Below are 23,444 nucleotides of genomic sequence, written 5' to 3'. Positions count from 1 at the left end.
GTGGCCATCTCGCAAAAATTTTGATGCGCCGGTTAACCGTTTTGCCGCTTTTTGCGCCTAGAACCGCAGCATGAAACGCCTCATCGCCATCGCCGACCGCGCGACCCATATGTCGCTGAAGCTGCTCGTCGCGCTCAACGCCCTGTTTTTCCTCTCTTTCCTCATCGTCGCGCTGCTCGCCGCGGGCAAGGCACGCGCCGAGACTTCGGCCTGCGCCGGTAGCGATATGCTGAGCGCGCTGCAAAAGGACGACCCGGCTGCCTACCGCAAGATCGAGGCAGACGCGGCAGCGACGCCGAACGGCAAGGGCCTGCTGTGGAAGCTCGAAAAATCGGGCGAAAAACCGTCCTTCCTGTTCGGCACCATGCACGTTACCGACCCGCGCGTCACCACGCTGCCACCCGCCGCGCAGAAGGCATTCGATGCGGCTGGCACTGTCATCATCGAGACCACCGAAGTGCTCGACAAGCAGAAGATGATGGCAGCACTGCTGAAAGAGCCGGATCTGATGATGTTCACCGACAAGACGACGCTTTCGTCGCTGCTGTCGCCGGAGGATGCGGCGGTGGTCAACAAGGCGCTCGATGCGCGTGGCATCCCGCCAGCGACCGTCGCCAAGATGAAACCTTGGTTGCTGTCGGCGATGGTGGCGCTACCTGCATGCGAAGTCGCCCGCCAGGCTGGCGGTGCGCCGGTGCTCGACGTCAAGCTTGCCAAGGACGCCGAGGCTTCGGGCAAATCGGTCGAGGGGCTGGAGACAATCGCCGACCAGCTGCGCGCCATGGCTTCGCTGCCGATCGCCTTTCACCTGAAGGGGCTGGTCGATACGCTGAAGCTTGGCGACAAGGTGAACGACGTCAACGAAACCATGATCGTGCTTTACCGGCGTGGCGACACTGGCATGTATGTACCGCTGTTTCGGGCCGTCATCCCCGAACAGGTCGACGACCAATCGGGTTACGCCGAATTCGAGCAGACCATGATCACCAGCCGCAACAAGGTGATGGTCGATCGTGCAGCGCCGATCCTCGCCCACGGCAATGTCTTCATGGCGGTCGGCGCCATGCACCTTCCCGGAGCGCAAGGCTTGGTCGAGGGTTTCCGCAAGACCGGCTATACGGTGACCGCCGTCAACTGAACGACACGGCGGAGTTGCACACCGAATCATTGCCGAGGCGGGACCAGCCCTTACTCGTGGCGCGACGGCGGACCAGCCGCGCTTCGTGCCAAGAAACTGAAAAAGGTTCGGTTTGGCTCGATCGAAACCCATTTTGCGGTGGAAATGCATGCCTGCAAGCGATTCCGGATCAGAATTGCCCTGTTTTCGGCGTTTTCAACGCCTAATGTGAAACCGATTCAACGATTGTACGTTGATGGCTATTACTTGATGTTTTTCATCCACGGAGGACACTTTTATGGCGAACACACCCAATCCGAACGACCCATTCACCTCACCGGGTACCGCACGGCCACGCGGCGGCGGCAGCGGCTGGCTGATTGCACTGGTCGTCGTTATCCTGGCAATTGTCGCCTATTATGTTTTTGGAAGACGTAGCGAGGCACCTGCGCCTGCCGAACCGCCCGCAGCCAGCACACCGGCTCCGGCCCCAGCACCTGCCGAGCCGATGAAGCCAGCCGAACCGGCTCCTGCGCCAGCTCCGGCGACACCCGCTCCGGCTCCGGCTCCGGCAGAACCTGCACCCGCTCCGGCCCCTGCGCCAGCCCCGGCTCCCGCACCAGCACCGGCCCCGGCTCAGTGATCAGACTGCTCATTTAATATATGAACGGCCCGCTGAAAGGCGGGCCGTTTTGTTTTTGGGAGCAGCCGTCGATGGTCTGAGCTGCGATTAGCCATGGGCTAACTTCATCTTCGTCATCCAGCGCGGAGCAGGAGCGAAGCGACATCGCGGAGACCCTGGAATCCATCTGCGGTTCAGAATGGAAGCCGTCTGTGGTGATCCTTCGCGCCCCTCTCTGTCCTGCCGGACATCTCCCCCACTTGGGGGGAGATTGGCTATCAGCCCCGCTTTCGCCAATCGCCACCGTCGCCTGCGATTCAACCGCTCAGATATGGATCGGCTTGAAGAACGTCGCCAATGCCGCCTCCTTTACCGCTTCCGACATTGTCGGATGGGCGTGACAGGTGCGGGCTAGGTCTTCCGACGAGCCGCCAAATTCCATCAGCACGGCCGCCTCGTGGATCATCTCGCCGGCGCCGAAGCCGACGATGTGGACGCCGAGCACACGGTCGCTGGCCTTGTCGGCCAGGATTTTCACAAAGCCGTCGGTGTGCAGCATGGCGCGCGCGCGGCCATTGGCGCTGAACGGGAATTTTCCGGCCTTGTAGTCGATGCCGGCCTTCTTCAATTCTTCTTCGGTCTTGCCGACCGAGGCGATTTCCGGCGTGGTGTAGACGACGCTCGGAATCACGTCATAGTTCACATGGCCGGCCTGGCCGGCGATGGTTTCGGCTACCGCCACGCCCTCGTCTTCGGCCTTGTGGGCAAGCATCGGCCCGGCGATGACATCGCCGATGGCGTAGATGCCGGGCACGTTGGTCCTGAGATGACCGTCGGTCTTGACCCGGCCGCGCTCATCGACATCGACGCCGGCATCCTTCAGCCCGAGAGCGTCCGAATAGGCCCGTCGTCCCGTCGAAATCAGCACCGCGTCCGCCTCGATCGTCTCGGCCGCACCGCCTTTGACCGGTTCGAAGGTGACCGTCGCCCCCTTCTTGGCCTTGGCGACGCCGGTCACCTTGGCGCCCAGCCTGAACTCAAAGCCCTGCTTCGACAGCAGGCGCTGGAATTGCTTGGCGACCTCGCCGTCCATGCCGCCCAGGATGGTGTCGAGGAACTCGACAACGGTGACCTTGGCGCCGAGCCTCGCCCATACCGAGCCGAGCTCCAGACCGATGACACCGCCGCCGACCACCACCAGATGGCCCGGCACTTTGTCCAGCGACAGCGCGCCGGTCGACGAGATGATCACCTTCTCGTCGAAATCGACCTTGACGCCGGGAATGCCGGCGACGTCGGAGCCGGTGGCGATGACGATGTTCTTGGCCTCGATCTCCTCGACCTTGCCGTCATCGGAGGTCGCCGACACCTTGCCGGCCGCAACCACCTTGCCGGTGCCACGAAAACTGTCGATCTTGTTCTTCTTGAACAGGAAGGCGACGCCATTGACGTTGGCCGTCACCGTCGCATCCTTGTGTGCCATCATCTTCCCAAGATTGAGCTTGGGCGCGCCGATCTCGACGCCGAGCGCCTCGAAGGAATGGCCGGCCTCGGCAAACATCTCGGACGCATGCAGCAGCGCCTTTGACGGGATGCAGCCGATGTTGAGGCAGGTACCGCCGAAGGTCGGGTTCTTTTCGACTACCGCCGTCTTCAGACCGAGCTGCGCCGCCTTGATGGCGCAGACGTAGCCGCCTGGTCCCGATCCGATGATAACGACGTCATAGGCCATGATACTGTCCCTTTTGCTTTAGCGGCCGCCGCCGATTTCCAGACTGGCGCCTGTTGTGTAGGACGCCTCGTCCGACAGCAGCCAGAGAATTGCGGCTGCGACTTCCTCGGCGGTGCCGACGCGCTGCATGGGCACCACCCTGCGCATTCTCTCGACGCGATCCGGCTGCCCGCCGGAGGCATGAATTTCGGTGTCGATGATGCCCGGGCTGACCGCGTTGACACGAATGCCTTCGCCGGCCACTTCGCGGGCAAGCCCGATGGTGAAGGAATCGACCGCGCCCTTCGAGGCGGCGTAGTCGACATATTGACCCGGCCCGCCAAGCCTTGCCGCGATCGAAGAAACATTGACGATGGCGCCGCCCTTGCCGCCATGCCTGGTCGACATCCGCTTCACCGCCTCACGGGCGCAAAGCATCGGCGCGATCACATTGATGCGCATCATGCGCTCCAGCCTTGCAGCGCTAAGCTCGTCGACGCGCGCGCTCTGGTCGACCACGCCGGCATTGTTGACGAGCGCGTCGAGCCGACCGAAACGGCCATCGACAGCCTCGAACATGGCCAATACGTCCGTCTCGCTGCCGACATCGGCCTTGACTGTGAAGGCTTCTCCGCCAGCGGCCTCGATGTCGGCGACCACCGCTTCGGCGGCTTTTGCATTCGACGCGTAATTGACCGCAATGCGATAGCCGGCCTTGGCGGCAAGCCTGCATGTAGCGGCACCAATGCCGCGGCTGCCGCCGGTCACCAGCAGGATCTTTCCGCTCGCGCTCATTCCTGACATCCCTTCAGGGCAAAGACGTCCCAGGGCACCTTGGAAAAGCCGTTGGCGCCATAGGCCGCCGACATCTGCAGCGACGCTCCCAGATCAGGCAAGATCAGCTTCTTCGGCGCATCCTTTCCTTCGCCCGGCAGCAACGCGATATTGCCCTGGTCGTCGGCAGTGTAGATGACGCCCTCCCACACAGTGCAGGCGGCGAGCTCGTCGCCGGTGACGTCGCCGGCCGGGCATTTGTACATCAGCGAGCCATGCGGCCGCGCCGCGCCCTCCGTCCACATGACGATGCCGTCGAGCACGACGCCGTTGTCGAGCACCATCTTGAAGCTGTTGGTGATGGCAGCCGACTCCATGGTCGGCCTGAAATCGATCTCGGCGGCGTTTTCAGGATCGCCATAGACGGCGAGCTCGAGCGGGCAGGCGGCGAGGGCCGCGGAGACCGTCTGCACGCCGAGTGCGCAGATTGTGACAAACAAACCGGACCGGAAACGAGACGAACTCATCCGGCGGCGCAGATCCATGCTCCGGCTCACGTCGGCCGCCCCTAGAGGTCGAGCACTAGCCGTTCCGGATCCTCGAGGCTTTCCTTGACCCGCACCAGAAACGTCACCGCTTCCTTGCCGTCGACGATGCGGTGGTCGTAGGACAGCGCCAGGTACATCATCGGCCGGATGACGATCTGGCCGCCGACCACCATCGGCCTCTCCTGAATCTTGTGCATACCCAAAATGCCGGACTGCGGCGCGTTGAGAATCGGCGTCGACATCAGCGACCCGTAAACGCCACCGTTGGAAATCGTAAACGTGCCGCCTTGCATATCCGCAACCGACAGCTTGCCGTCGCGCGCCGCAAGCCCCAGCCTGCCGATTTCCTTCTCGATTTCGGCGATGGACATCTGGTCGGCATTGCGCACGACCGGCACGACGAGGCCTTTCTCTGTACCGACGGCAACGCCGATATGGGCGTAGTTCTTGAAGATGATGTCGGTGCCGTCGATCTCGGCATTGACCGACGGGATCTCCTTCAGCGCATGGGTGACGGCCTTGGTGAAGAAGCCCATGAAGCCGAGCTTCACGCCGTGCTTCTTCTCGAACACGTCCTTGTATTTGCTCCTCAGCGCCATCACCGCGCTCATGTCGACCTCGTTGAAGGTGGTCAGCATGGCGGCGGTCGATTGCGCTTCCTTGAGGCGGCGCGCGATGGTCTGGCGCAGCTTGGTCATGCGCACGCGCTCCTCGCGCGACGCATCGTCGGCCGGGGACGGCGCGCGCGCGGCAACGGGTGCCGGTACAGGCGCTGCCTTCGGCATTTCGGCCGGCTGCGACGGCGCGCCCCTGGCGATCAGGTCGAGCACGTCGCCTTTCAGCACCTGGCCGCGCTTGCCCGAGCCCGACACCTGGTCGACTGCAAGATTGTGCTCGGCCAGCAGCTTTGCCGCCGACGGCGCCGGCGGCATGGTGCGCGTTTCGATCGCGCCGGCGTCGCCGGCGATCTTGGCCGTCTCGGCAGCGGCCTGCTTGACGCTCGAGGCCGCAGTCGGAGCCGAGGCCTGCGACACCGCCTCCTGCTTCGTTGCCGGAGCGGCGGCATTGGCTGCCGCGCCGGCGCCTGCCGAAATCGTGCCGAGCAGTGCGCCGACGCCGACCGTCTCGCCTTCCTTGACGGCGATCTCGGCGAGCGTGCCCGCGGTGGCGGCCGGCACTTCCACCGTCACCTTGTCGGTTTCGAGCTCGACCAGCGGCTCATCGGCGGCGATCGCGTCGCCGACCTTCTTGAACCATTTGCCGATGGTCGCCTCGGTGACGGATTCACCAAGTGTCGGGACGCGGATTTCGGTTGCCATTGTGCCTGTCCGTTTCTTTCGGTTCTGTTCTATTCACCAAGCGCGTCGTCGAGCAAGGCGGCAAGCTGGGCGAGATGCTTCGACATCAATCCGGTCGCCGGCGAGGCGGCCGCCGGCCGGCCGGTATAGCGCACCCGCTGATGCTTGGCGTCGATATGCGCCAGCACCCATTCGAGATACGGATCGATGAACGACCAGGCGCCCATGTTCTTGGGCTCCTCCTGGCACCACACCATCTCGGCATTGCGGAAGCGCGACAGTTCGGTGATCAGCGCCTTGGCCGGGAACGGATAGAGCTGCTCGACGCGCAGCAAATAGATGTCGTTGATGCCGCGCTTCTCGCGCTCCTCGTAGAGGTCGTAATAGACCTTGCCCGAACAGAGCACGACACGGCGGATCTTCGAATCCTTGGTGAGCTTGATGGCCTGGCCCGACAGCAGCTGGGCATCGTCCCACAACAGCCGGTGAAAGGCGCTTTCGCCCGACATTTCCGGCAGCGTCGACACCGCCCGCTTGTGGCGCAGCAGCGACTTCGGCGTCATCAGGATCAGCGGCTTACGGAAGTCCCGCTTCAATTGCCGGCGCAAGATGTGGAAGTAATTGGCCGGCGTCGTGACGTTGGCGACCTGCATATTGTCTTCGGCGCAAAGCTGCAGGAAGCGCTCGAGCCGGGCCGACGAGTGCTCCGGGCCCTGGCCTTCATAGCCGTGCGGCAGCAGGCAGACGAGGCCCGACATTCTGAGCCATTTGCGCTCGCCCGACGAGATGAACTGGTCGAACACCACCTGGGCGCCGTTGGCGAAGTCGCCGAACTGCGCTTCCCACAGCGTCAGCGCCTTCGGCTCGGCCAGCGAGTAGCCATATTCGAAGCCGAGCACGGCCTCTTCCGACAGCATCGAGTTGATGACCTCGAAACCGGCCTGCGCCGCCGACAGATTGTTGAGCGGGATGTAGCGTGTCTCGTCGCGCTGGTCGTAGAGCACGGAATGGCGCTGCGAGAAGGTGCCGCGCTCCGAATCCTGTCCGGACAGCCGGATCGGATTGCCGTCGAGCAGGATGGCGCCGAAGGCCAGCGCCTCGGCCGTCGACCAGTCGATGCCTTCGCCGGACTCGATCGCCTGGCGGCGGTTGTCGAGGAAGCGGATGATCGTCCTGTGCGCCTCGAAATCCTTCGGCACCTCGGTTAGCTTCTTGCCGATCTCCTTCAGGGTCTTGACCGGCACCGCGGTCTTGCCGCGCCGCTGTTCGTCCTGGTTGTCGGCCGAGCGCAGGCCGGACCAGGCGCCGTCCAGCCAGTCGGCCTTGTTCGGCTTGTAATGCTGGCCGACCTCGAATTCCTGCTCGAGATGCGCCCGCCAATCGGCCTTCACCTTTTCGAGCTCGGCCTGGGTGATGTGGCCTTCGGAAATCAGCCGGTCGGCATAGATCTGCATGGTCGTCTTCTGGTTGCGGATCTTGCGATACATGATCGGCTGGGTGAAGGCCGGCTCGTCGCCCTCATTATGGCCGAACCGGCGATAGCAGAACATGTCCACCACCACCGGCTTGTGGAACTTCATGCGGAATTCGATCGCCACCTTGGTGGCATGGACCACCGCTTCCGGATCGTCGCCGTTGACGTGGAAGATCGGCGCCTCGATCATCTTGGCCACGTCGGACGGATAGGGCGACGAGCGCGAGAAGCGCGGGTTGGTGGTGAAGCCGATCTGGTTGTTGATGATGAAATGCAGCGTGCCGGCGACGCGGTGACCGCGCAGGCCCGACAGGCCGAGGATTTCGGCAATCACGCCCTGGCCGGCAAAGGCCGCGTCGCCATGCAACAGCAGCGGCAGCACCTTGGCGCGCTCTTCCAGCGGCACGATCTCCTCGCGGCTGCGACCGAACAGATAGTCCTGCTTGGCGCGCGCCTTGCCCATCACCACCGGGTCGACGATTTCCAGATGCGAAGGATTTGCAGTCAGCGACAGATGCACCTTGTTGCCGTCGAACTCGCGATCCGACGAGGCACCGAGATGGTACTTCACGTCGCCCGAGCCTTCGACCTCGTCGGGCGCGGCGGACCCGCCCTTGAACTCATGGAAAATGGCGCGGTGCGGCTTGGCCATCACCTGCGACAGCACGTTCAGCCGGCCGCGATGCGCCATGCCGAGCACGATCTCCTTCATGCCGAGCTGGCCGCCGCGCTTGATGATCTGCTCCAGCGCCGGGATCAGCGACTCGCCGCCATCGAGGCCGAAGCGCTTGGTGCCCTTGTACTTGACATCGATGAATTGCTCGAAGCCTTCCGCCTCGACAAGCTTCTGCAGGATCGCCTTCTTGCCGGCGGCGGTGAAGGAGATCTCCTTGTCGGTGCCCTCGATGCGCGCCTGGATCCAGGCCTTCTCCTCGGGATCGGAAATATGCATGAATTCGACGCCGAGCGTCGAGCAATAGGTCCGGGTCAGGATATCGAGCATCTGCCGGATGGTGCCGAATTCCAACCCGAGCACATTGTCTAGGAAGATCGGCCGGTCGTAGTCGGCTTCGGTGAAGCCGTAATTCTCCGGCGACAGCTCGTTATAATCCTCGAGCGGCTTGGCAATGCCAAGCGGATCGAGATTGGCGTGCAGGTGGCCGCGCATGCGGAAGGCGCGGATCATCATGATGGCGCGGACGGAATCGCGCGTCGCCTGATGCACGTCGGCGTCGGAAAGCGCTGCGCCGTTGCCGACGGCCCTGTCCTTGACCTTCTTTTCGATGTGCTTTTCGACCAGGCCCCAATTGCCGTCGAGCGCCGAGACCAGTTCGCCATTGGCCTGCATCGGCCAGGAGGGCTTGGCCCACGAAGCGCCCTTGGCGTTCCTGCGCACATCGCCGGCGTCGTCCTTCAGCGCCGCGAAGAAGTCCTGCCATTCGGGATCGACCGACGCGGGATCGTCCTCATAGGCGGCATAGAGCGCGTCGATATAATCGGCATTGCCGCCATAGAGGAAAGAGGTAAGCGAAAACTGGTCGTTGGCCTGATCTTGTCTTGCCATGTCACTGTCGAAGCCTTTGCTTCGTCTCCTTTGTTGGAGGGGAGTAAGGGAATAGGGGAGTAAGGGAGTAGGGCAAATGCCCTCGTCTTGTTCCCTACTCCCCTATTCCCGTACTCCCATACTCCCCTAACCCTTGATCGCCTCGACCAGCGTCGTGCCGAGCCGGGCCGGCGATGGCGAAACCTTGATGCCGGCCGATTCCATCGCCGCGATCTTGTCTTCCGCGCCGCCCTTGCCGCCGGAGATGACCGCGCCCGCATGGCCCATAGTGCGGCCCGCCGGTGCGGTGCGCCCGGCGATGAAGCCGGCCATCGGCTTGCTGCGGCCGCGCTTTGCCTCGTCCTTGAGGAACTGCGCGGCGTCTTCCTCGGCCGATCCGCCGATCTCGCCGATCATGATGATCGACTTGGTCTCGTCGTCGGCGAGGAACATCTCCAGCACGTCGATGAACTCCGTGCCTTTGACCGGATCGCCGCCGATGCCGACGGCGGTGGTCTGGCCGAGGCCGACATTGGTGGTCTGGAACACCGCCTCATAGGTAAGCGTTCCCGAGCGCGAAACAACGCCGACCGAGCCCTTGCGGAAGATGTTGCCGGGCATGATGCCGATCTTGCATTCGTCCGGGGTCAGGACGCCTGGACAGTTGGGGCCGATAAGCCGCGATGTCGAGCGGTCGAGCCTCGCCTTGACTTTGATCATGTCCATCACCGGTATGCCCTCGGTGATGCAGACGATCAGCGGGATCTCGGCCTCGATCGCTTCCAGGATCGCTTCCGCAGCACCCGCCGGCGGCACGTAGACGACCGAAGCGTTGGCGCCAGTCTTCGCCTTGCCTTCGGCTACAGTGGCGAAGATCGGGAGCGCCTCGCCCTTGGCGCCGGTCCAGGTTTCGCCGCCCTTCTTGGGGTGGATGCCGCCGACCATTTTCGTGCCGTGATAGGCCAGCGCCTGTTCAGTGTGGAACGTGCCGGTCTTGCCGGTCAGGCCCTGCACCAGCACCTTGGTGTTCTTATCGACGAGAATGGACATGGTGGTCCTTTTCAAAAACCGTTGATCGGGGAAGCCGCGCGCTCATGGTCACAACCGCTTCAGCTCGGCGACGGTAAGGTCGCTTTTGGCATTGCCGGTGTTGAGCGTCGTTGCCGGCTCGAACATCAGCACCACCGGCTCCTCGCTTAGCGAGCGCGGCCGGTGCTCGACGGCGCGCGGCACGACAATGAACTCGCCGCTGCCAAGCTCAACCGTGCCGTCGCGGAAATCGATGGCGATGCGCCCGCGCAGCACCAGGAACGCCTCGTCCTCATTGTCATGCGCGTGCCAGTCGAAGACGTCGCCGAACTTGGCGATCTTGACCTGGCTGTCGTTCACGTCGCCGGCGATATGCGGATCGAAGACCTTCTTGATCTTCTGATCCGCCGCCTCGACGAGGTTTATCTTGTGCGGAGGCATCGCCTATCGACCTTGACCCTGAAGTTCTGTTTTCAAGCTGGGCATTTTTGGTTTCCGTGAACGACAGCACCGATCCATCGGCCCCCGGCGCGCCGGATCGTCACGATCTGCACCGATAAATTGCCGTTAGATGTTCTCAATTCACCAAGGGACTTGGGGTCATCATCGGCTTGGAAACTGCTGCCATATTTGGTCAGAAGCCTTTTCAGGATCATGTTGGCGGCCAGCTTCGGATCGTTGGTGCCGAAGGAGACCAGGCAGTCGCAGCGACCGTTCGAACTCTTGATTGAGGCAACGATTTCCGTAGCCTTGTAGACTTGCAGCCCGTCGGATCCGGCCTTGAACCCGCTTTGCCGGGCAACCGCGTTGAACCGGCCGAAGCTGGGCGCCGTTGCCGGACATAAGTTCATGAAGAGATTGACCCTCTTGCCGATCCAGGCGGGCGACTTCGAACTATCCGCGGCCGCAGCAGCGCTGGCCCAAAAAGCCATGCCGCAGAGCGCTATGGCCAGCAACCGATGCATCAGTCGCCCTTCACCGCCGCGACGATCTTCTTGGCTGCATCGTCGAGATCGTCTGCCGACACCACGTTCAGTCCGCTGTCGTTGATGATCTTCTTGCCGAGCTCGGCATTGGTGCCTTCCAGCCGCACCACTAGCGGCACTTGCAGGCCGACCTCCTTGACCGCTGCGATGACGCCCTCGGCGATGATGTCGCATTTCATGATGCCGCCGAAGATGTTGATCAGAATGCCTTTGACCGCCGGATCCTTGGTGATGATCTTGAACGCCGCCGTCACCTTCTCTTTCGACGCGCCGCCGCCGACATCGAGGAAGTTGGCCGGCTCGGCGCCGTAAAGCTTGATGATGTCCATCGTTGCCATGGCGAGGCCGGCGCCGTTGACCATGCAGCCGATATTGCCGTCGAGCGCGACATAGGCGAGGTCGTATTTCGACGCCTCGATCTCCTTTTCGTCCTCTTCGGTGGTGTCGCGCAATTCGAGCACGTCCGGGTGGCGAAACAGCGCATTGTTGTCGAACGACACTTTGGCGTCGAGCACGCGCAGCCGGCCGTTCTTCATGACGATCAACGGGTTGACCTCGAGCAGGCTCATGTCCTTCTCGACAAACGCCTTGTAGAGGATCGGAAACAGCGTGCCACCATCCTTGGCGGCGTCGCCGTCGAGCCTCAGTGCGGCGTTGAGCTTCTTCACATCGTCGGCCGTAACGCCCTTTTCCGGGTCGATGGCGACGGTAATGATCTTTTCCGGCGTGTCGTGGGCGACCGCCTCGATGTCCATGCCGCCCTCGGTCGAGACGACGAAGGCGACGCGCCCGACCGAGCGGTCGACCAGGACCGACAGATAGAGCTCGCGCTCGATGTCGGCGCCGTCCTCGATATAGAGCCGGTTGACCTGCTTGCCGGCCGGGCCGGTCTGCTTGGTGACCAGCGTGTGGCCGAGCATCTCCTTGGCATTGGCGACGACCTCGGCTACCGACTTTGCCAGCCTGACACCGCCCTTGGCATCGGCGCCGAGCTCCCTGAATTTGCCCTTGCCGCGGCCGCCGGCATGGATCTGGCTCTTGACCACATAGAGCGGGCCGGGCAGCGCCTTGGCGGCGGCCTCCGCCTCGCTCGCCTTGAACACCGGCACGCCCTCGGCCACCGGTGCGCCAAAGCCCTTCAGCAGCGCCTTGCCCTGATATTCATGGATGTTCATGCGCTATGTCTCCAGCTTGCTTGGCGGGCTTGGTTGCCGGCTTATTTGGCCGCGAGATGCGGAGCGATCTTGACGCAGGCATCGCACAGGCCCTGCACCGCTGCGACCGAACTGTCGAACATCTTCTGCTCACTCTTCGCGAGCTCGATCTCGATGATACGCTCGACGCCGCCGGCGCCGATCACCACGGGAACGCCGACATAGGTGTTCTTGACGCCATATTGGCCCGAAAGATACGCCGCACAGGGCAGCACCCGCTTCTTGTCCTTGAGATAGGCTTCGGCCATGGCGATGGCCGAGGCGGCCGGCGCATAAAAGGCAGAGCCGGTCTTGAGCAGGCCGACGATCTCGGCGCCGCCGTCGCGGGTGCGCTGCACGATCTGGTCGAGCCGCTCTTTCGAGGTCCAGCCCATCTTGATGAGGTCGGGCAGCGGGATGCCGGCAACCGTCGAATAGCGGATCATCGGCACCATGGAATCGCCGTGGCCGCCGAGCACGAAGGCCGTGACATCCTCGACCGAGACCTTGAATTCCTCGGCAAGGAAATAGCGGAAGCGCGAACTGTCGAGCACGCCGGCCATGCCGACGACATGGCTCTTGGGCAGGCCGGAAAACTTCTGCAGCGCCCAGACCATGGCGTCGAGCGGATTGGTGATGCAGATGACGAAGGCTTTCGGCGCGTATTTCTTGAGGCCGGCGCCGACCTGCTCCATCACCTTCAGATTGATGCCTAGAAGATCGTCGCGGCTCATGCCGGGCTTGCGCGGCACGCCGGCGGTGACGATGCAGACGTCGGCGCCCTCGATACCGGCATAGTCGTTGACGCCGGTCAGCCTGGAGTCGAACCCATCGACCGGCGACGACTGCGCGATGTCCAGCCCCTTGCCTTGCGGGATGCCTTCGGCGATATCGAACAGCACGACGTCGCCGAGATCCTTGAGGCCGACCATGTGGGCGAGGGTGCCGCCGATCATGCCCGAGCCGATGAGCGCTATCTTGTTGCGTGCCATGTCAGGATATTTTCCCTTTGACTATGACGGCGCCCAAATCCTTGACGATTTGATGACGGCGTCGGAGGAAGAGGCCGGAATGCTGCGGAACCGCGAAATTCGCCGCACGCAATAGCCCCGGCCGCACAAAAATTCAAACGATTATTTCGGAGTGAGTAATTTCAATCGGTTAGAAACAATGGGAATTACGTAAACGTCAAAATTCTGAAGCCGACTAGAGGAATTCTACACAATGGCACTGGAAATCAGAAGGCTGTTTCCTGGCGATGACGCCCTTGTGATGCGGGTTGCCGATGAAGTCTTCGACGAGCCGGTCAGGCCGGATCGGCTCTCCGCCTATATCGCGGAGCCCTGTCATTTCATGGTCGTGGCCCTCGCCGACGGCATCGTCGTTGGCCAATGCGCAGCCGTCATCCACCGCCTCTACATAGACGAGGTCGGCGTGGCGCCGGCCTTTCAACGCCAGGGCATTGCGACGAGGATGCTCGGCGCCATGTTCGCACTCGGTCGCGAGCATGGCTGTGAGGAGGCGTGGGTCGGCACCGAGCCGGACAATGTTGCTGCTCGCGCACTTTACGAGTCGCGAAAAGAGCCGCATGGGCCGGCGGAGGGGTTCGTCATGTATGTTTATCGATTATAGGCGCCGGCGGCGGCGCCCCCTTCTGTACTATCCCTCACGCCTGTGCCTGCCGTGCCTCCGTCGATGATCCCTGCGCCCTCTGCCTCTCCGCCCAGTCCTCCAGCCAGTCGTGGCTCTGCATCTCGATCAGCCGCGATGCGGTGCGCTCGAACTCGAAGACTTCGTTGCCGCGCTTGGCCGTATAGAGCTGCGCCGGCGGTGCCGCGGCGCTCATCACCAGTCGTACATGATGATCGTAGAGCGTATCGACCAGCAGGATGAAGCGCTTGGCTTCGTTGCGCTTGCCTTCGCCGAGCACCGGCACATGGTCGATGAAGATGGTCGAGAAACGGCTGGCAATGGCAAGATAGTCGCGGGCGCTGAGCGGCCTCTCGCAGAGATCGGCGAAGGAAAAACGCGCCGCCTCGCCGGCAGCACGCGGCACTACGACGTGCCGGCCCTTCACCGTCAGCATCGTCTCGGCCGTCGGCCTGCCATGCGTCATCACCGCCCACGCGTCGTCGAGCGCGTGGTCGGCGGCGGCATCGGCCGGGGTGACGTAGACTGGCATGCGGCTGAGCTTGTCGAGGCGGTAATCCTTGTCGGCGTCAAGCGCCAGCACCTGCGCGTGGCGCTCCAGGATAGCGACAAACGGCAAAAACAACTGACGGTTCAGGCCGTCGCGGTAGAGATCCTGCGGCGCGACATTGGAAGTGGCAACCAGCACCACGCCATTGGCAAACAACGCCGAAAACAACCTTGACAGGATCATCGCATCGGCGATGTCGGTGACGGAGAACTCGTCGAAGCATAGCACCCAGGCTTCCTCGGCCAGCGCGCGCGCCACCGGCGGGATCGGGTCGTCCTCCTTGGCCGTGCCGTTCTTGCGAGCCTGCCGGTGCTTCTGGATGCGGTCCTGCACGTCGGCCATGAAGTCGTTGAAATGCACCCGGCGCTTGCGCCGCACCGGCAGCAGCTCGAAAAACATGTCCATCAGCATGGTCTTGCCGCGGCCGACGCCGCCATGGATATAAAGGCCCTTGACCGCCTCGTGCACCTCGCGCTTGCGGGCGAACAACCACCCCAGCGCGCTTGATTTCTGCGCCAGCCGCTTTGCCGATATCTCTTCGATCAGCCGGTCGAGCGCAGCGGCGATCCGCTCCTGCGCCGGATCGCGCCCGATGGCGCCCGTCTCGACCAGATGGTCATAGCGCTGCTTGACGGTCGCATGGGTCTGGAGGCCGTCACGCAGATGCATTGGTCACGTCGTTCCGGAGCAATTCCAAGAAAAGTGTGTAGCGGTTTTCTGCCCGGAATTGCGTAAAAAACAAAAGAGGCAATTCCAGGAAAAGTGTGTAGCGGTTTTCTGTCCGGAATTGCGTAACAATGGGGGCCGTTCTCTTACCTTGTAAGCGAGATCGGCAGGCCGTTGGAAGTCTGGCCGTCGAATTTCTCGCCGCCCGAGGAATAGAGCCGTGCCAGCGTGCCGCCATTCTCGTCAAAGAGCGTCAGCTGTTTGCCGGCGACGTTCCAGGATTTGATGCCGTCGAGCGGCGCCGGGCAATGCAGCGGTCCGGCGCGGTAGCCCGAACCGAATTTGGTCTGCGGCGTCGCCACCTGACAGCTCTGGCCGGACACGCTTGCCTTCCACACGCCGGCGACGCTGGAGGCGGTCAGATCGGCCGCACCGGCCGGCGCCGTCCCGTCGGGCGGCAGCGAGGCGACCTGCGTGTTCTGCGGCGCGGTCGGAAATTTCGACGGGTCGGCCGGGCCGGGTGTCGCCGGTGGCGGCAGCTGGTTTGCAGTCACCTTGCCGGCGGGCGCAGCTTCCAGCGGCGCCGGCTGCTGCTCGTCCATCGATGAGAACCGTGAGGTTGAACAGCCGCTCGCAACGAGCACGGCCAACGATACGGCCAGCAGGCCGGTTTTCGAAAATTTCATTCTTCAACCTCCGTCGGATCGGGCTGGGGATGCCGTCCGCGCAATGTCCCCCTCACCAAGATGGAGAAGGTGGCGAAATTTCAACCCGATATGGTTAAAATACGGTTTGCGCCGCTAATGTTGCAAATTTGTCGCAAAATGCACATTGCCTGAATTGCGCTACGCCTTGGCCGTTTGGCCGGCACCTCCGGTTGATGCGATACGGCGCGCTGGCGCCAAATCCTTGGCGTTCACCTCAAATGCTTGTGCGGGCCGGCTCCGGCATTATCTCTTGGGATCAGCAAACTGCAGGGAGCCGATTTCTTGGCCGCGAGAAAGAGAGCCGCCAACCGCTATTACAGCGGGCCGCCCAGCGATCATTTCGACGGCACCTTGTTCTTCAATCCCAACGGACGGCCGCCGGGTCGCTTTGCCGATCTGTTGAAATGGCAATTGAGCCGCGAGCGCTCGAAATGGCCGGCGGCGGATCCGAGCCCGTTTCCACCGGCAAGACCGGTCGAGCGCATCGATGGTGCAGCGCTCCGCCTCACCATGGTCGGTCATTCCTCGCTGCTCGTCCAGACAGCCGGCCTGAACATCCTGACCGACCCGGTCTGGTCGCGGCGTGTCTCGCCGCTCTCCTTCGCGGGGCCGAAACGCGTCAATCCGCCGGGGATCGCCTTTTCCCATTTGCCGCCGATCGACCTCGTGCTGGTCAGCCACAACCACTACGACCATCTCGACCTCGCCACGCTGAAGCGCCTGAAGTCAAGACACGACCCGCTGCTGCTGACGCCGCTCGGCAACGACACGATCATCGGCGCTTCCGTGCCCCGTATGCGGCTTTCCGCGCATGACTGGGGCGACCGGGTCGATATCGGCGATGGCGTCGCCGTCCATGTCGAGCCGGTGCACCACTGGTCGGCCCGCGGTACTCGCGACCGGCGCATGGCGCTGTGGGCGGGTTTCGTCGTCGAGACACCCGACGCGAAGATCTATTTCGCCGGCGATACCGGCTTCCACGGTGGCATCAATTACCGGCTGATGGCGCAAAAGCACGGCGGGTTCCGCCTCGCCATCCTGCCGATCGGCGCCTACGAGCCGCGCTGGTTCATGGCGCCACATCACCAGGATCCGGAGGAGGCGGTGCAAGGCATGCTTTTGTGCAACGCCGCCTATGCCGCCGGCTGTCACTGGGGCACGTTCCGGCTCACCAACGAGCCGATCGACGAGCCGCCCAGAAAGCTCGGCGAAGCGCTCGATGCTGCCGGCCTGCCGCGGCAACGTTTTCGCGCCTTGCTGCCGGGCGAAGTCTGGGACGTGCCGGCGGTCTAGCGCGGCGGAACCTGAGGCATCACATAGACGTTTGTAGGTGTTCAAACCTGTCGGCTGCGAGGTGTCTCTCATGATCAGGTGGATCATCATTCTTTTGATTATCGCGGCCGCGGCGAGCCTGCTCGGCATGCCGGCACTGGCCGGAGCCGCCGCCACCGGCGCGCGCATCCTCATCGGCATCGTGCTGATCATCTTCCTGCTGATCGTGCTTGGCGTCTTCGCGGTGACTTGAAAATCACGCCGCGCTGGTAATTTCTGCCGCTATCCGCCATATAGGCGCCAAACCGGCAAGAGACCTTTCGATCGATGGCAAGCGCGGCCCCTTTCGCCAAGATGAACGGCATCGGCAACGAAATCATCGTTGCCGATATGCGTGGCCGTGCCGATCGCGTGACGCCTGCGGCAGCCGTCGCGCTTAATGCCGATGCGGCGACCAGGTTCGACCAGATCATGGCGATCCACGACCCCAGGACGCCGGGCACCGCCTTTTTCATCGACATCTTGAATTCCGACGGCACCAGGGCGCAAGCCTGCGGCAACGGCATGCGTTGCGTCGTCCAGGCGCTCGCCGCCGAGACCGGCCAGAAGACATTTGCCTTTGAAACAGTCGCCGGCATCCTCAATGCCGAGGAACATGCCGACGGAATGATCTCGGTCGACATGGGCAGGCCGCGCTTTGGCTGGCAGGACATCCCGCTGGCCGAGGAATTCCGCGACACCCGCATGATCGAGCTGCAGATCGGTCCGATCGATGCCCCGGTGCTGCATTCGCCGTCGGTCGTCTCGATGGGCAATCCGCACGCCATCTTCTGGGTCGACCGCGACGTCTGGTCGTACGAGCTCGAGCGCTTCGGCCCGTTGCTCGAAAACCACCCGATCTTCCCCGAGCGCGCCAACATCACCATCGCGCAGGTGACCTCGCCGGAGACCATGGTCATCCGCACCTGGGAGCGCGGCGCCGGCCTGACCAAGGCCTGCGGCACGGCTGCTTGCGCCGCTGTGGTCGCCGCGTCCCGCACCCGGCGTACCGGCCGCGGCGTCACGCTGATGACGCCCGGCGGCGGCTCGCTGCATGTTTTGTGGCGCGACGACGACCACGTCATCCTGACCGGTGCCGCCGAATGGGAATTTTCCGGCAGCTTCGATCCGTCGACCGGGGCGTGGGCGCGCGACACCGAAAGCGCCGCCTGATGGCTCCTCTTGGCAACAAGGGTATCGAGGTCGTCACCTTCGGCTGCCGGCTGAACACCTATGAATCCGAGGTGATGCGGCGTGAAGCCGAAAGTGCGGGCCTCGGCGGGCTCGAAGGCGGTGCCATCATCTTCAACACCTGCGCCGTCACCGGCGAGGCTGTACGCCAGGCCAAGCAGTCGATCAGAAAAGCCCGCCGTGAGAACCCGGCTGCCCGCATCATCGTTACCGGCTGCGCCGCGCAGGCCGGCCCGCAGGATTTCGTCGCCATGGACGAGGTCGATCTCGTCCTCGGCAATGAGGAAAAGCTGAAGGCGCATTCCTATCGCGCGCTGCCGGATTTCGGCGTCAACGACACTGAGAAGGCGCGCGTCAACGATATCTTTTCGGTGCGCGAGACGGCCGCCCACATGGTCGACGCCATCGAGGGCCGGGCGCGCGCTTTTGTCCAGGTGCAGAACGGCTGCGACCACCGCTGCACCTTCTGCATCATTCCCTACGGTCGCGGCAATTCGCGCTCGGTGCCGATGGGCGCCGTGGTCGAGCAGATCAAGCGACTCGTCGGTAATGGTTATGCCGAGATCGTGCTGACCGGTGTCGATATGACCAGTTTTGGCGCCGATCTGCCGGGCGCACCGAAGCTCGGCAAATTGGTCAAAACCATCCTGAAGCAGGTGCCAGACGTGAAACGCCTGCGGCTTTCCTCCATCGACTCGATCGAAGCCGACGACGATCTGCTGGACGCCATCGCCACCGAGCCGAGGCTGATGCCGCATCTGCATCTGTCGCTGCAATCGGGTGACGACATGATCCTGAAGCGGATGAAGCGCCGGCACAGCCGCGACCAGTCGATCCGCTTTTGCGAGGATGTGCGCAAACTGCGCCCCGGCATTGTTTTCGGCGCCGACATCATCGCCGGCTTCCCGACCGAGACGGACGCCATGTTCGAAAACTCGCTGGAGATCGTCGAGGAATGCGGCCTGACGCATCTCCACGTCTTCCCGTTTTCGCCGCGCCAGGGCACGCCCGCCGCGCGCATGCCGCAGCTCCGCCGCGACGTCGTCAAGCAACGCGCGGCACGCCTGCGCGCCGCCGGCGAGGCCGCCTATCGCCGCCATCTTGCCTCGCTCGCTGGAACGCATCAGTCGATCCTGGTCGAGCGTGACGGCCTTGGCCGCACCGAAGGGTTTACGCTGGCCGCGGTCTCTGCCGGCGCTCCGGGCGACATCGTCGAGGCTGATATCGCCGGCCATGACGGTATCCGACTGATCGCCGCGCCGCTTGCCGCCCGCGCCGCCTGAGAACGCAAGACATGGCTGGTTTTTTCAAGAAGATATTTTCGTTCGGCAAGAAGGAAGTCGTCGAGGAGCGGCCCGACGAGACCGCACCGCTGCCGCCGATCAAATGGGACGAACTGGAGGCGCTGAAACCGGCCGCCGAGCAGGCCGTCCCGGAGTTTTTGAAACGCGACGAGTCGCGACCCGAAGTCGAAGCCGTACCTCCACCGCCAGTCGAACCAGAGTTGCCTCCGGCACCCCAACCGGCGCCGGAATCGCAGAAGCCTGAGCCGCCGCCGACCATTCCACCCGAGCTGGAAACGCCTGCTGAGGAACCGGAGGAGATCCGGGCCGAGCCGCAGCAGCCAGAAATCGTCCCCTCCCAGCCAGAACCTGCACCCGTCGAAGTGCCGGTAGTGCCCACCGAGGCTCCCTCTGCAGCGCCAGCGCGCGAAGTCCCTCCCGCCGAAATACCGCCCCCGATCCGCCAGCCAGCGCCGACCGAGACGAAACCGATCTTGACCGAGATCGCGCCCGAACCGGAGGTCGTGCCGGCGCCCCACCCTCCCATCGAGGGGGAGGTAAAGCCCGAGCCGGAAGCCGTTCCGCAACCATCGCCGGAGCCAAAGCCCGCCCCCGGCAAAGTCACCGTAACCAAGAAGGTCGAGCAGAAAGCCGAGCCGCAGAAGGCGCCCGAACCGGCGCCGAGGCGCTCCTGGTTCCAGCGCATGCGAGACGGGCTTGCCCGCTCTTCCAAGGAGTTGTCGGGCAACATCGCCGGCGTCTTCACCAAGCGGAAACTTGACGAGGACACGCTGCAGGACCTGGAGGATGTGCTGATCCGCGCCGATCTCGGCATGGAGACGGCTTTGCGCGTTACCGACGCGCTCTCCGCCAGCCGCTACGGCAAGGACGTCTCCGACACCGAAGTCCGGGCCATCATGGCGGCCGAGGTTGAGAAGGTGCTGACCCACGTCGCCATGCCGTTGGAGCTCGACCTCAGCCACAAGCCGCATGTCATCCTGGTGGTCGGCGTCAACGGCACGGGGAAGACCACGACCATCGGCAAGCTGACGGCGAAGCTCACCGATGGCGGTCTCTCGGTGATGCTCGCCGCCGGCGACACCTTTCGCGCAGCCGCGATCGAGCAGCTGAAGATCTGGGGCGAGCGTACCAACTCGCCGGTCATTGCCTCGAAGCTCGGCGCCGATGCCGCTGGCCTCGCCTACGATGCATTCGAGCGCGCGAAGGAGGCCGGCTCCGACGTGCTGATCATCGACACCGCCGGGCGGCTGCAGAACAAGACCGAACTGATGGCGGAACTGGAAAAGATCGTCCGGGTGCTGGGCAAGCTCGATCCGGAAGCGCCGCACACCGTGCTGCAGACGGTCGATGCCACCACCGGCCAGAATGCGCTCAACCAGGTCGAGATCTTCCGCAATGTCGCCGGCGTCAACGGCCTGGTGATGACCAAGCTGGACGGCACGGCGCGCGGCGGTATTCTGGTGGCGATCGCGGCAAAGCATAAATTGCCGGTCTATTTCATCGGCGTCGGCGAACAGGTCGACGACCTCGAACCCTTTTCCGCAAGCGAATTCGCCAGGGCGATCGCTGGCGTGGCTTGACGAGCATGATTCCAAAAAGTTGCAGGCTTTTTGGATTGAATCATGCGTAAGAAGGACCCTATGAGCCCACCCATCCTCGAACGCGACCTGTCCGATCCGCGTCGCAAGGCATTGAACCCCGGCCTGAAATTCCTGCTCGAACTCGGGCCTGGCCTGGTGTTCTTTTTCACCACCATCCGCGGTGCGTGGCTTGTCGGGAAGTTTCCGATCCTCGGCCATATCGGCGAGCCTATCCTGATTGCCACGGCGTTCTTTATGATGGCGACGGCGCTATCGCTCAGCGTTTCGTGGATTTTGACGCGCAGCTGGCCGATCATGCCGTTGGTCTCGGCCATCGTGGTGTTTGTGTTTGGCGCGCTGGCGCTGTGGCTGCAGGACAAGACCTTCGCTTTCATGAAGCCGACAATCATCAACAGCCTGTTCGGCATCACGTTGCTTGGCGGGTTGGCGTTTGGCAGATCGCTGTTGGGCTATGTCTTTGATTCCGCCTTCAATCTCGACGCCGAAGGCTGGCGCAAGCTCACTTTCCGATGGGGGCTCTTCTTCCTTTTTCTGGCTGCGCTGAACGAGGTCGTGTGGCGCAACTTTTCTGAGGAAGCCTGGCTTTATTTCAAGGTCTGGGGCACGATTCCCATTACCCTTGTCTTCACGTTAAGCCAAATGCCGTTGATCCTGCGCCATTCGCTCGAGGACAAGACCGGCAAGGAAGAGAAGGCCGGCAAATAGAGCAATTCCAGGAAAGTGTGTAGCGGTTTTCCCGGGAAAAGCGCGTAGCGCTTTCCCTAGGGAATTGCGTCAGAATAAGAGGAGAGGGGCATGGAATTCATCACCACACGCGACGAGTTGAGGACGATCTACAAGACGCCTCGGCCGACTGACGGCTCGATCCGCAAGGAACTGAAGGCATTGGACGGCCACTGCCGTTCCTTCATCGGCAAGAGCCCTTTCGTGCTGATCGGCTCGTCCGACGGCGCCGGCAATGCCGATGTGACGCCCAAGGGCGACAGGCCGGGCTTCGTAACAGTGCTCGACGAGAAGACCATCGCCATCCCCGACCGTCCCGGCAATAACCGGCTCGACACGCTGGAGAACATCCTTCTCAATCCCTCGATCGGGCTGCTCTTCCTCATTCCCGGCATGAACGAAACGCTGCGTGTCAATGGCGATGCCCGCATCACCGTCGATGCGGCATTGCGTGAGCGGCTGGCGGTCGAGGGCAAGGCACCGCAAAGCGTCGTCGTGGTGACGGTCAAGGCCGCCTACATGCATTGCGCCAAGGCCTTCATGCGCTCCGAATTGTGGAAGCCGGAGAGCTGGTACGACCGCGCGACGCTGCCGACGCTCGGCCAGATCCTGCGCGACCAGTTGGCGCTCGCCGATTCGGCCGAGGCGACCGACCGCTGGCTGGACGAGGAATACAGGGAGACCATGTGGTAGCGTGATCGGCAACGAATCGCCCAAGCCGGTCTCCATTCCTTTGCTCAACATCCTCGCCATCTCCGGCAGCCTGCGCGCCGCCTCGACCAATTCGGCCCTGCTCGCGGCACTCGCGCAAAACGCGCCGCCGGACTGTCACGTCTCCGTCTACGATGGGCTTGGCCGGCTGCCGATTTTCAACCCCGACGAGGAAGGCGAGCGAACGCCGCCGCAAGCAGCGGCGCTGATCGATGCGGTCACCGCCGCCGACGGCGTCATCGTTTCCTGCCCGGAATATGCCCACGGTGTGCCAGGCGGCCTGAAGAACGCGCTTGACTGGCTGGTGTCGCGCGATGCCGCCGTCGGCAAGCCGGCCACGGTGGTCCACGCCTCGCCGCGCTCGCTGTTTGCCCGCGCCGCACTGGCCGAGGTCATGCGGACAATGTCTTTCGCGCTCCATGAGGAAGCAGCGCTCGAAATCGCGCTGCTCGGCAAGAGGCCGCCGGAGGTGGAGGATATCTTATCGCAGCCGGAAAACCGGCTGACGATGCGCCGCGCCGTTTCGGCCTTCGCGGGCTTCATCCGCTCGCGGTGAACGCCGGACCGTGCTTTCGTCATCCCAGGGTCTCCGCGACGGAGCTTCGCTCCTGCTCCGCCCTGGGATGACGACGCTAGAGCGGTTCCTGATTTGACGGAATCGAAGGGGATTCCGGATCAGTCGGTTTTGTGATTCAAGATGCTGGCTGGAGTGGAGGCCAGCATCGGATGACGCGA

23 protein-coding genes are annotated in these 23,444 nt (G+C 63.2%); 10 read left to right on the top strand and 13 right to left on the bottom strand.

Features of this window, described 5'->3' with window-relative positions:
* Positions 1-70: 70 nt before the first annotated feature.
* Positions 71-1,138: a TraB/GumN family protein gene (locus NKI18_RS28830; RefSeq protein ID WP_023679785.1), complete on the top strand. Its 1,068-nt coding sequence runs from the start codon at positions 71-73 to the stop codon at positions 1,136-1,138.
* Between the two features lie 374 nt (positions 1,139-1,512).
* Here the strand turns inward: NKI18_RS28830 and NKI18_RS28825 are convergent, their stop codons facing one another.
* The 11 genes from NKI18_RS28825 to mdh form a co-directional block, all read right to left on the bottom strand.
* Complete coding sequence (locus NKI18_RS28825; RefSeq protein WP_352620371.1) at positions 1,513-1,773, bottom strand: hypothetical protein; 261 nt, start codon at positions 1,771-1,773, stop codon at positions 1,513-1,515.
* Between the two features lie 291 nt (positions 1,774-2,064).
* Entirely contained in the window at positions 2,065-3,471 is a 1,407-nt protein-coding gene (lpdA, locus tag NKI18_RS28820) for a dihydrolipoyl dehydrogenase (RefSeq protein WP_352620369.1), read from the bottom strand.
* Positions 3,472-3,489: 18 nt separating this feature from the next.
* Positions 3,490-4,245, bottom strand: a complete 756-nt coding sequence (locus NKI18_RS28815) for an SDR family oxidoreductase (RefSeq protein ID WP_352620367.1) — start codon at positions 4,243-4,245, stop codon at positions 3,490-3,492.
* Positions 4,242-4,751, bottom strand: coding sequence for a hypothetical protein (locus NKI18_RS28810; protein ID WP_353021414.1), 510 nt, complete (start codon positions 4,749-4,751; stop codon positions 4,242-4,244). Before NKI18_RS28810 ends, NKI18_RS28815 begins: the two co-directional genes overlap by 4 nt.
* 41 nt (positions 4,752-4,792) lie before the next feature.
* A complete protein-coding gene (gene odhB, locus NKI18_RS28805; protein WP_352620363.1) occupies positions 4,793-6,091 on the bottom strand; it encodes a 2-oxoglutarate dehydrogenase complex dihydrolipoyllysine-residue succinyltransferase in 1,299 nt (432 codons plus the stop codon).
* Between the two features lie 29 nt (positions 6,092-6,120).
* The gene (locus tag NKI18_RS28800; protein ID WP_352620361.1) at positions 6,121-9,108 is read right to left on the bottom strand and encodes a 2-oxoglutarate dehydrogenase E1 component; all 2,988 of its coding nucleotides are present in this window, start codon (positions 9,106-9,108) and stop codon (positions 6,121-6,123) included.
* A 126-nt stretch (positions 9,109-9,234) separates the two neighbouring features.
* Entirely contained in the window at positions 9,235-10,137 is a 903-nt protein-coding gene (sucD, locus tag NKI18_RS28795; RefSeq protein ID WP_352620359.1) for a succinate--CoA ligase subunit alpha, read from the bottom strand.
* Between the two features lie 48 nt (positions 10,138-10,185).
* Positions 10,186-10,557 carry a cupin domain-containing protein gene (locus NKI18_RS28790; protein ID WP_352620357.1) on the bottom strand — a complete coding sequence of 124 codons (372 nt, stop codon included), beginning with the start codon at positions 10,555-10,557 and terminating at the stop codon, positions 10,186-10,188.
* Positions 10,558-10,589: 32 nt separating this feature from the next.
* Entirely contained in the window at positions 10,590-11,081 is a 492-nt protein-coding gene (locus NKI18_RS28785; RefSeq protein ID WP_352593781.1) for a hypothetical protein, read from the bottom strand.
* Positions 11,081-12,277: an ADP-forming succinate--CoA ligase subunit beta gene (sucC, locus tag NKI18_RS28780; RefSeq protein ID WP_352620355.1), complete on the bottom strand. Its 1,197-nt coding sequence runs from the start codon at positions 12,275-12,277 to the stop codon at positions 11,081-11,083. Before sucC ends, NKI18_RS28785 begins: the two co-directional genes overlap by 1 nt.
* Positions 12,278-12,318: 41 nt before the next feature.
* Complete coding sequence (gene mdh, locus NKI18_RS28775) at positions 12,319-13,287, bottom strand: malate dehydrogenase (protein WP_292660644.1); 969 nt, start codon at positions 13,285-13,287, stop codon at positions 12,319-12,321.
* Positions 13,288-13,519: 232 nt separating this feature from the next.
* Here mdh and NKI18_RS28770 point away from each other — a divergent pair, with 232 nt between their 5' ends.
* Positions 13,520-13,927, top strand: coding sequence for a GNAT family N-acetyltransferase (locus tag NKI18_RS28770; RefSeq protein WP_352620353.1), 408 nt, complete (start codon positions 13,520-13,522; stop codon positions 13,925-13,927).
* Between the two features lie 34 nt (positions 13,928-13,961).
* Here NKI18_RS28770 and zapE read toward each other — a convergent pair whose 3' ends face one another.
* Positions 13,962-15,164, bottom strand: coding sequence for a cell division protein ZapE (gene zapE, locus NKI18_RS28765; protein ID WP_353021410.1), 1,203 nt, complete (start codon positions 15,162-15,164; stop codon positions 13,962-13,964).
* Positions 15,165-15,307: 143 nt separating this feature from the next.
* Positions 15,308-15,847, bottom strand: coding sequence for a protease inhibitor Inh/omp19 family protein (locus NKI18_RS28760; protein ID WP_023679800.1), 540 nt, complete (start codon positions 15,845-15,847; stop codon positions 15,308-15,310).
* A gap of 303 nt (positions 15,848-16,150) precedes the next feature.
* Between NKI18_RS28760 and NKI18_RS28755 the strand changes: the two genes are divergently transcribed.
* The 8 genes from NKI18_RS28755 to NKI18_RS28720 all read left to right on the top strand — a co-directional run bounded on the left by NKI18_RS28755 (position 16,151) and on the right by NKI18_RS28720 (position 23,265).
* Positions 16,151-17,161: an MBL fold metallo-hydrolase gene (locus NKI18_RS28755; protein ID WP_352620349.1), complete on the top strand. Its 1,011-nt coding sequence runs from the start codon at positions 16,151-16,153 to the stop codon at positions 17,159-17,161.
* A 70-nt stretch (positions 17,162-17,231) separates the two neighbouring features.
* Complete coding sequence (locus NKI18_RS28750) at positions 17,232-17,393, top strand: DUF1328 family protein (RefSeq protein ID WP_031195454.1); 162 nt, start codon at positions 17,232-17,234, stop codon at positions 17,391-17,393.
* Between the two features lie 74 nt (positions 17,394-17,467).
* Complete coding sequence (gene dapF, locus NKI18_RS28745) at positions 17,468-18,352, top strand: diaminopimelate epimerase (RefSeq protein WP_352620347.1); 885 nt, start codon at positions 17,468-17,470, stop codon at positions 18,350-18,352.
* Positions 18,352-19,653, top strand: a complete 1,302-nt coding sequence (gene mtaB / locus NKI18_RS28740; RefSeq protein WP_352620345.1) for a tRNA (N(6)-L-threonylcarbamoyladenosine(37)-C(2))-methylthiotransferase MtaB — start codon at positions 18,352-18,354, stop codon at positions 19,651-19,653. Before dapF ends, mtaB begins: the two co-directional genes overlap by 1 nt.
* Positions 19,654-19,664: 11 nt before the next feature.
* On the top strand, positions 19,665-21,254 hold the full coding sequence (gene ftsY, locus NKI18_RS28735; protein WP_352620343.1) for a signal recognition particle-docking protein FtsY: 1,590 nt from the start codon (positions 19,665-19,667) through the stop codon (positions 21,252-21,254).
* 60 nt (positions 21,255-21,314) lie between these two features.
* Entirely contained in the window at positions 21,315-21,980 is a 666-nt protein-coding gene (locus NKI18_RS28730) for a septation protein A (protein WP_352620341.1), read from the top strand.
* A gap of 90 nt (positions 21,981-22,070) precedes the next feature.
* Positions 22,071-22,691 carry a pyridoxamine 5'-phosphate oxidase family protein gene (locus tag NKI18_RS28725; protein ID WP_352620339.1) on the top strand — a complete coding sequence of 207 codons (621 nt, stop codon included), beginning with the start codon at positions 22,071-22,073 and terminating at the stop codon, positions 22,689-22,691.
* A 40-nt stretch (positions 22,692-22,731) separates the two neighbouring features.
* Positions 22,732-23,265 (top strand): NADPH-dependent FMN reductase, encoded by a 534-nt coding sequence (locus tag NKI18_RS28720; protein WP_352456367.1) that lies wholly within the window; start codon positions 22,732-22,734, stop codon positions 23,263-23,265.
* Positions 23,266-23,444 lie beyond the last annotated feature (179 nt).

It is taken from the genome of Mesorhizobium sp. M0800 (assembly GCF_040320095.1).
Taxonomy (GTDB): Bacteria; Pseudomonadota; Alphaproteobacteria; order Rhizobiales; family Rhizobiaceae; genus Mesorhizobium.
The sequence above is the reverse complement of the archived record's forward strand: the minus strand, read 5'-3'. Positions and strand labels throughout refer to the sequence as shown.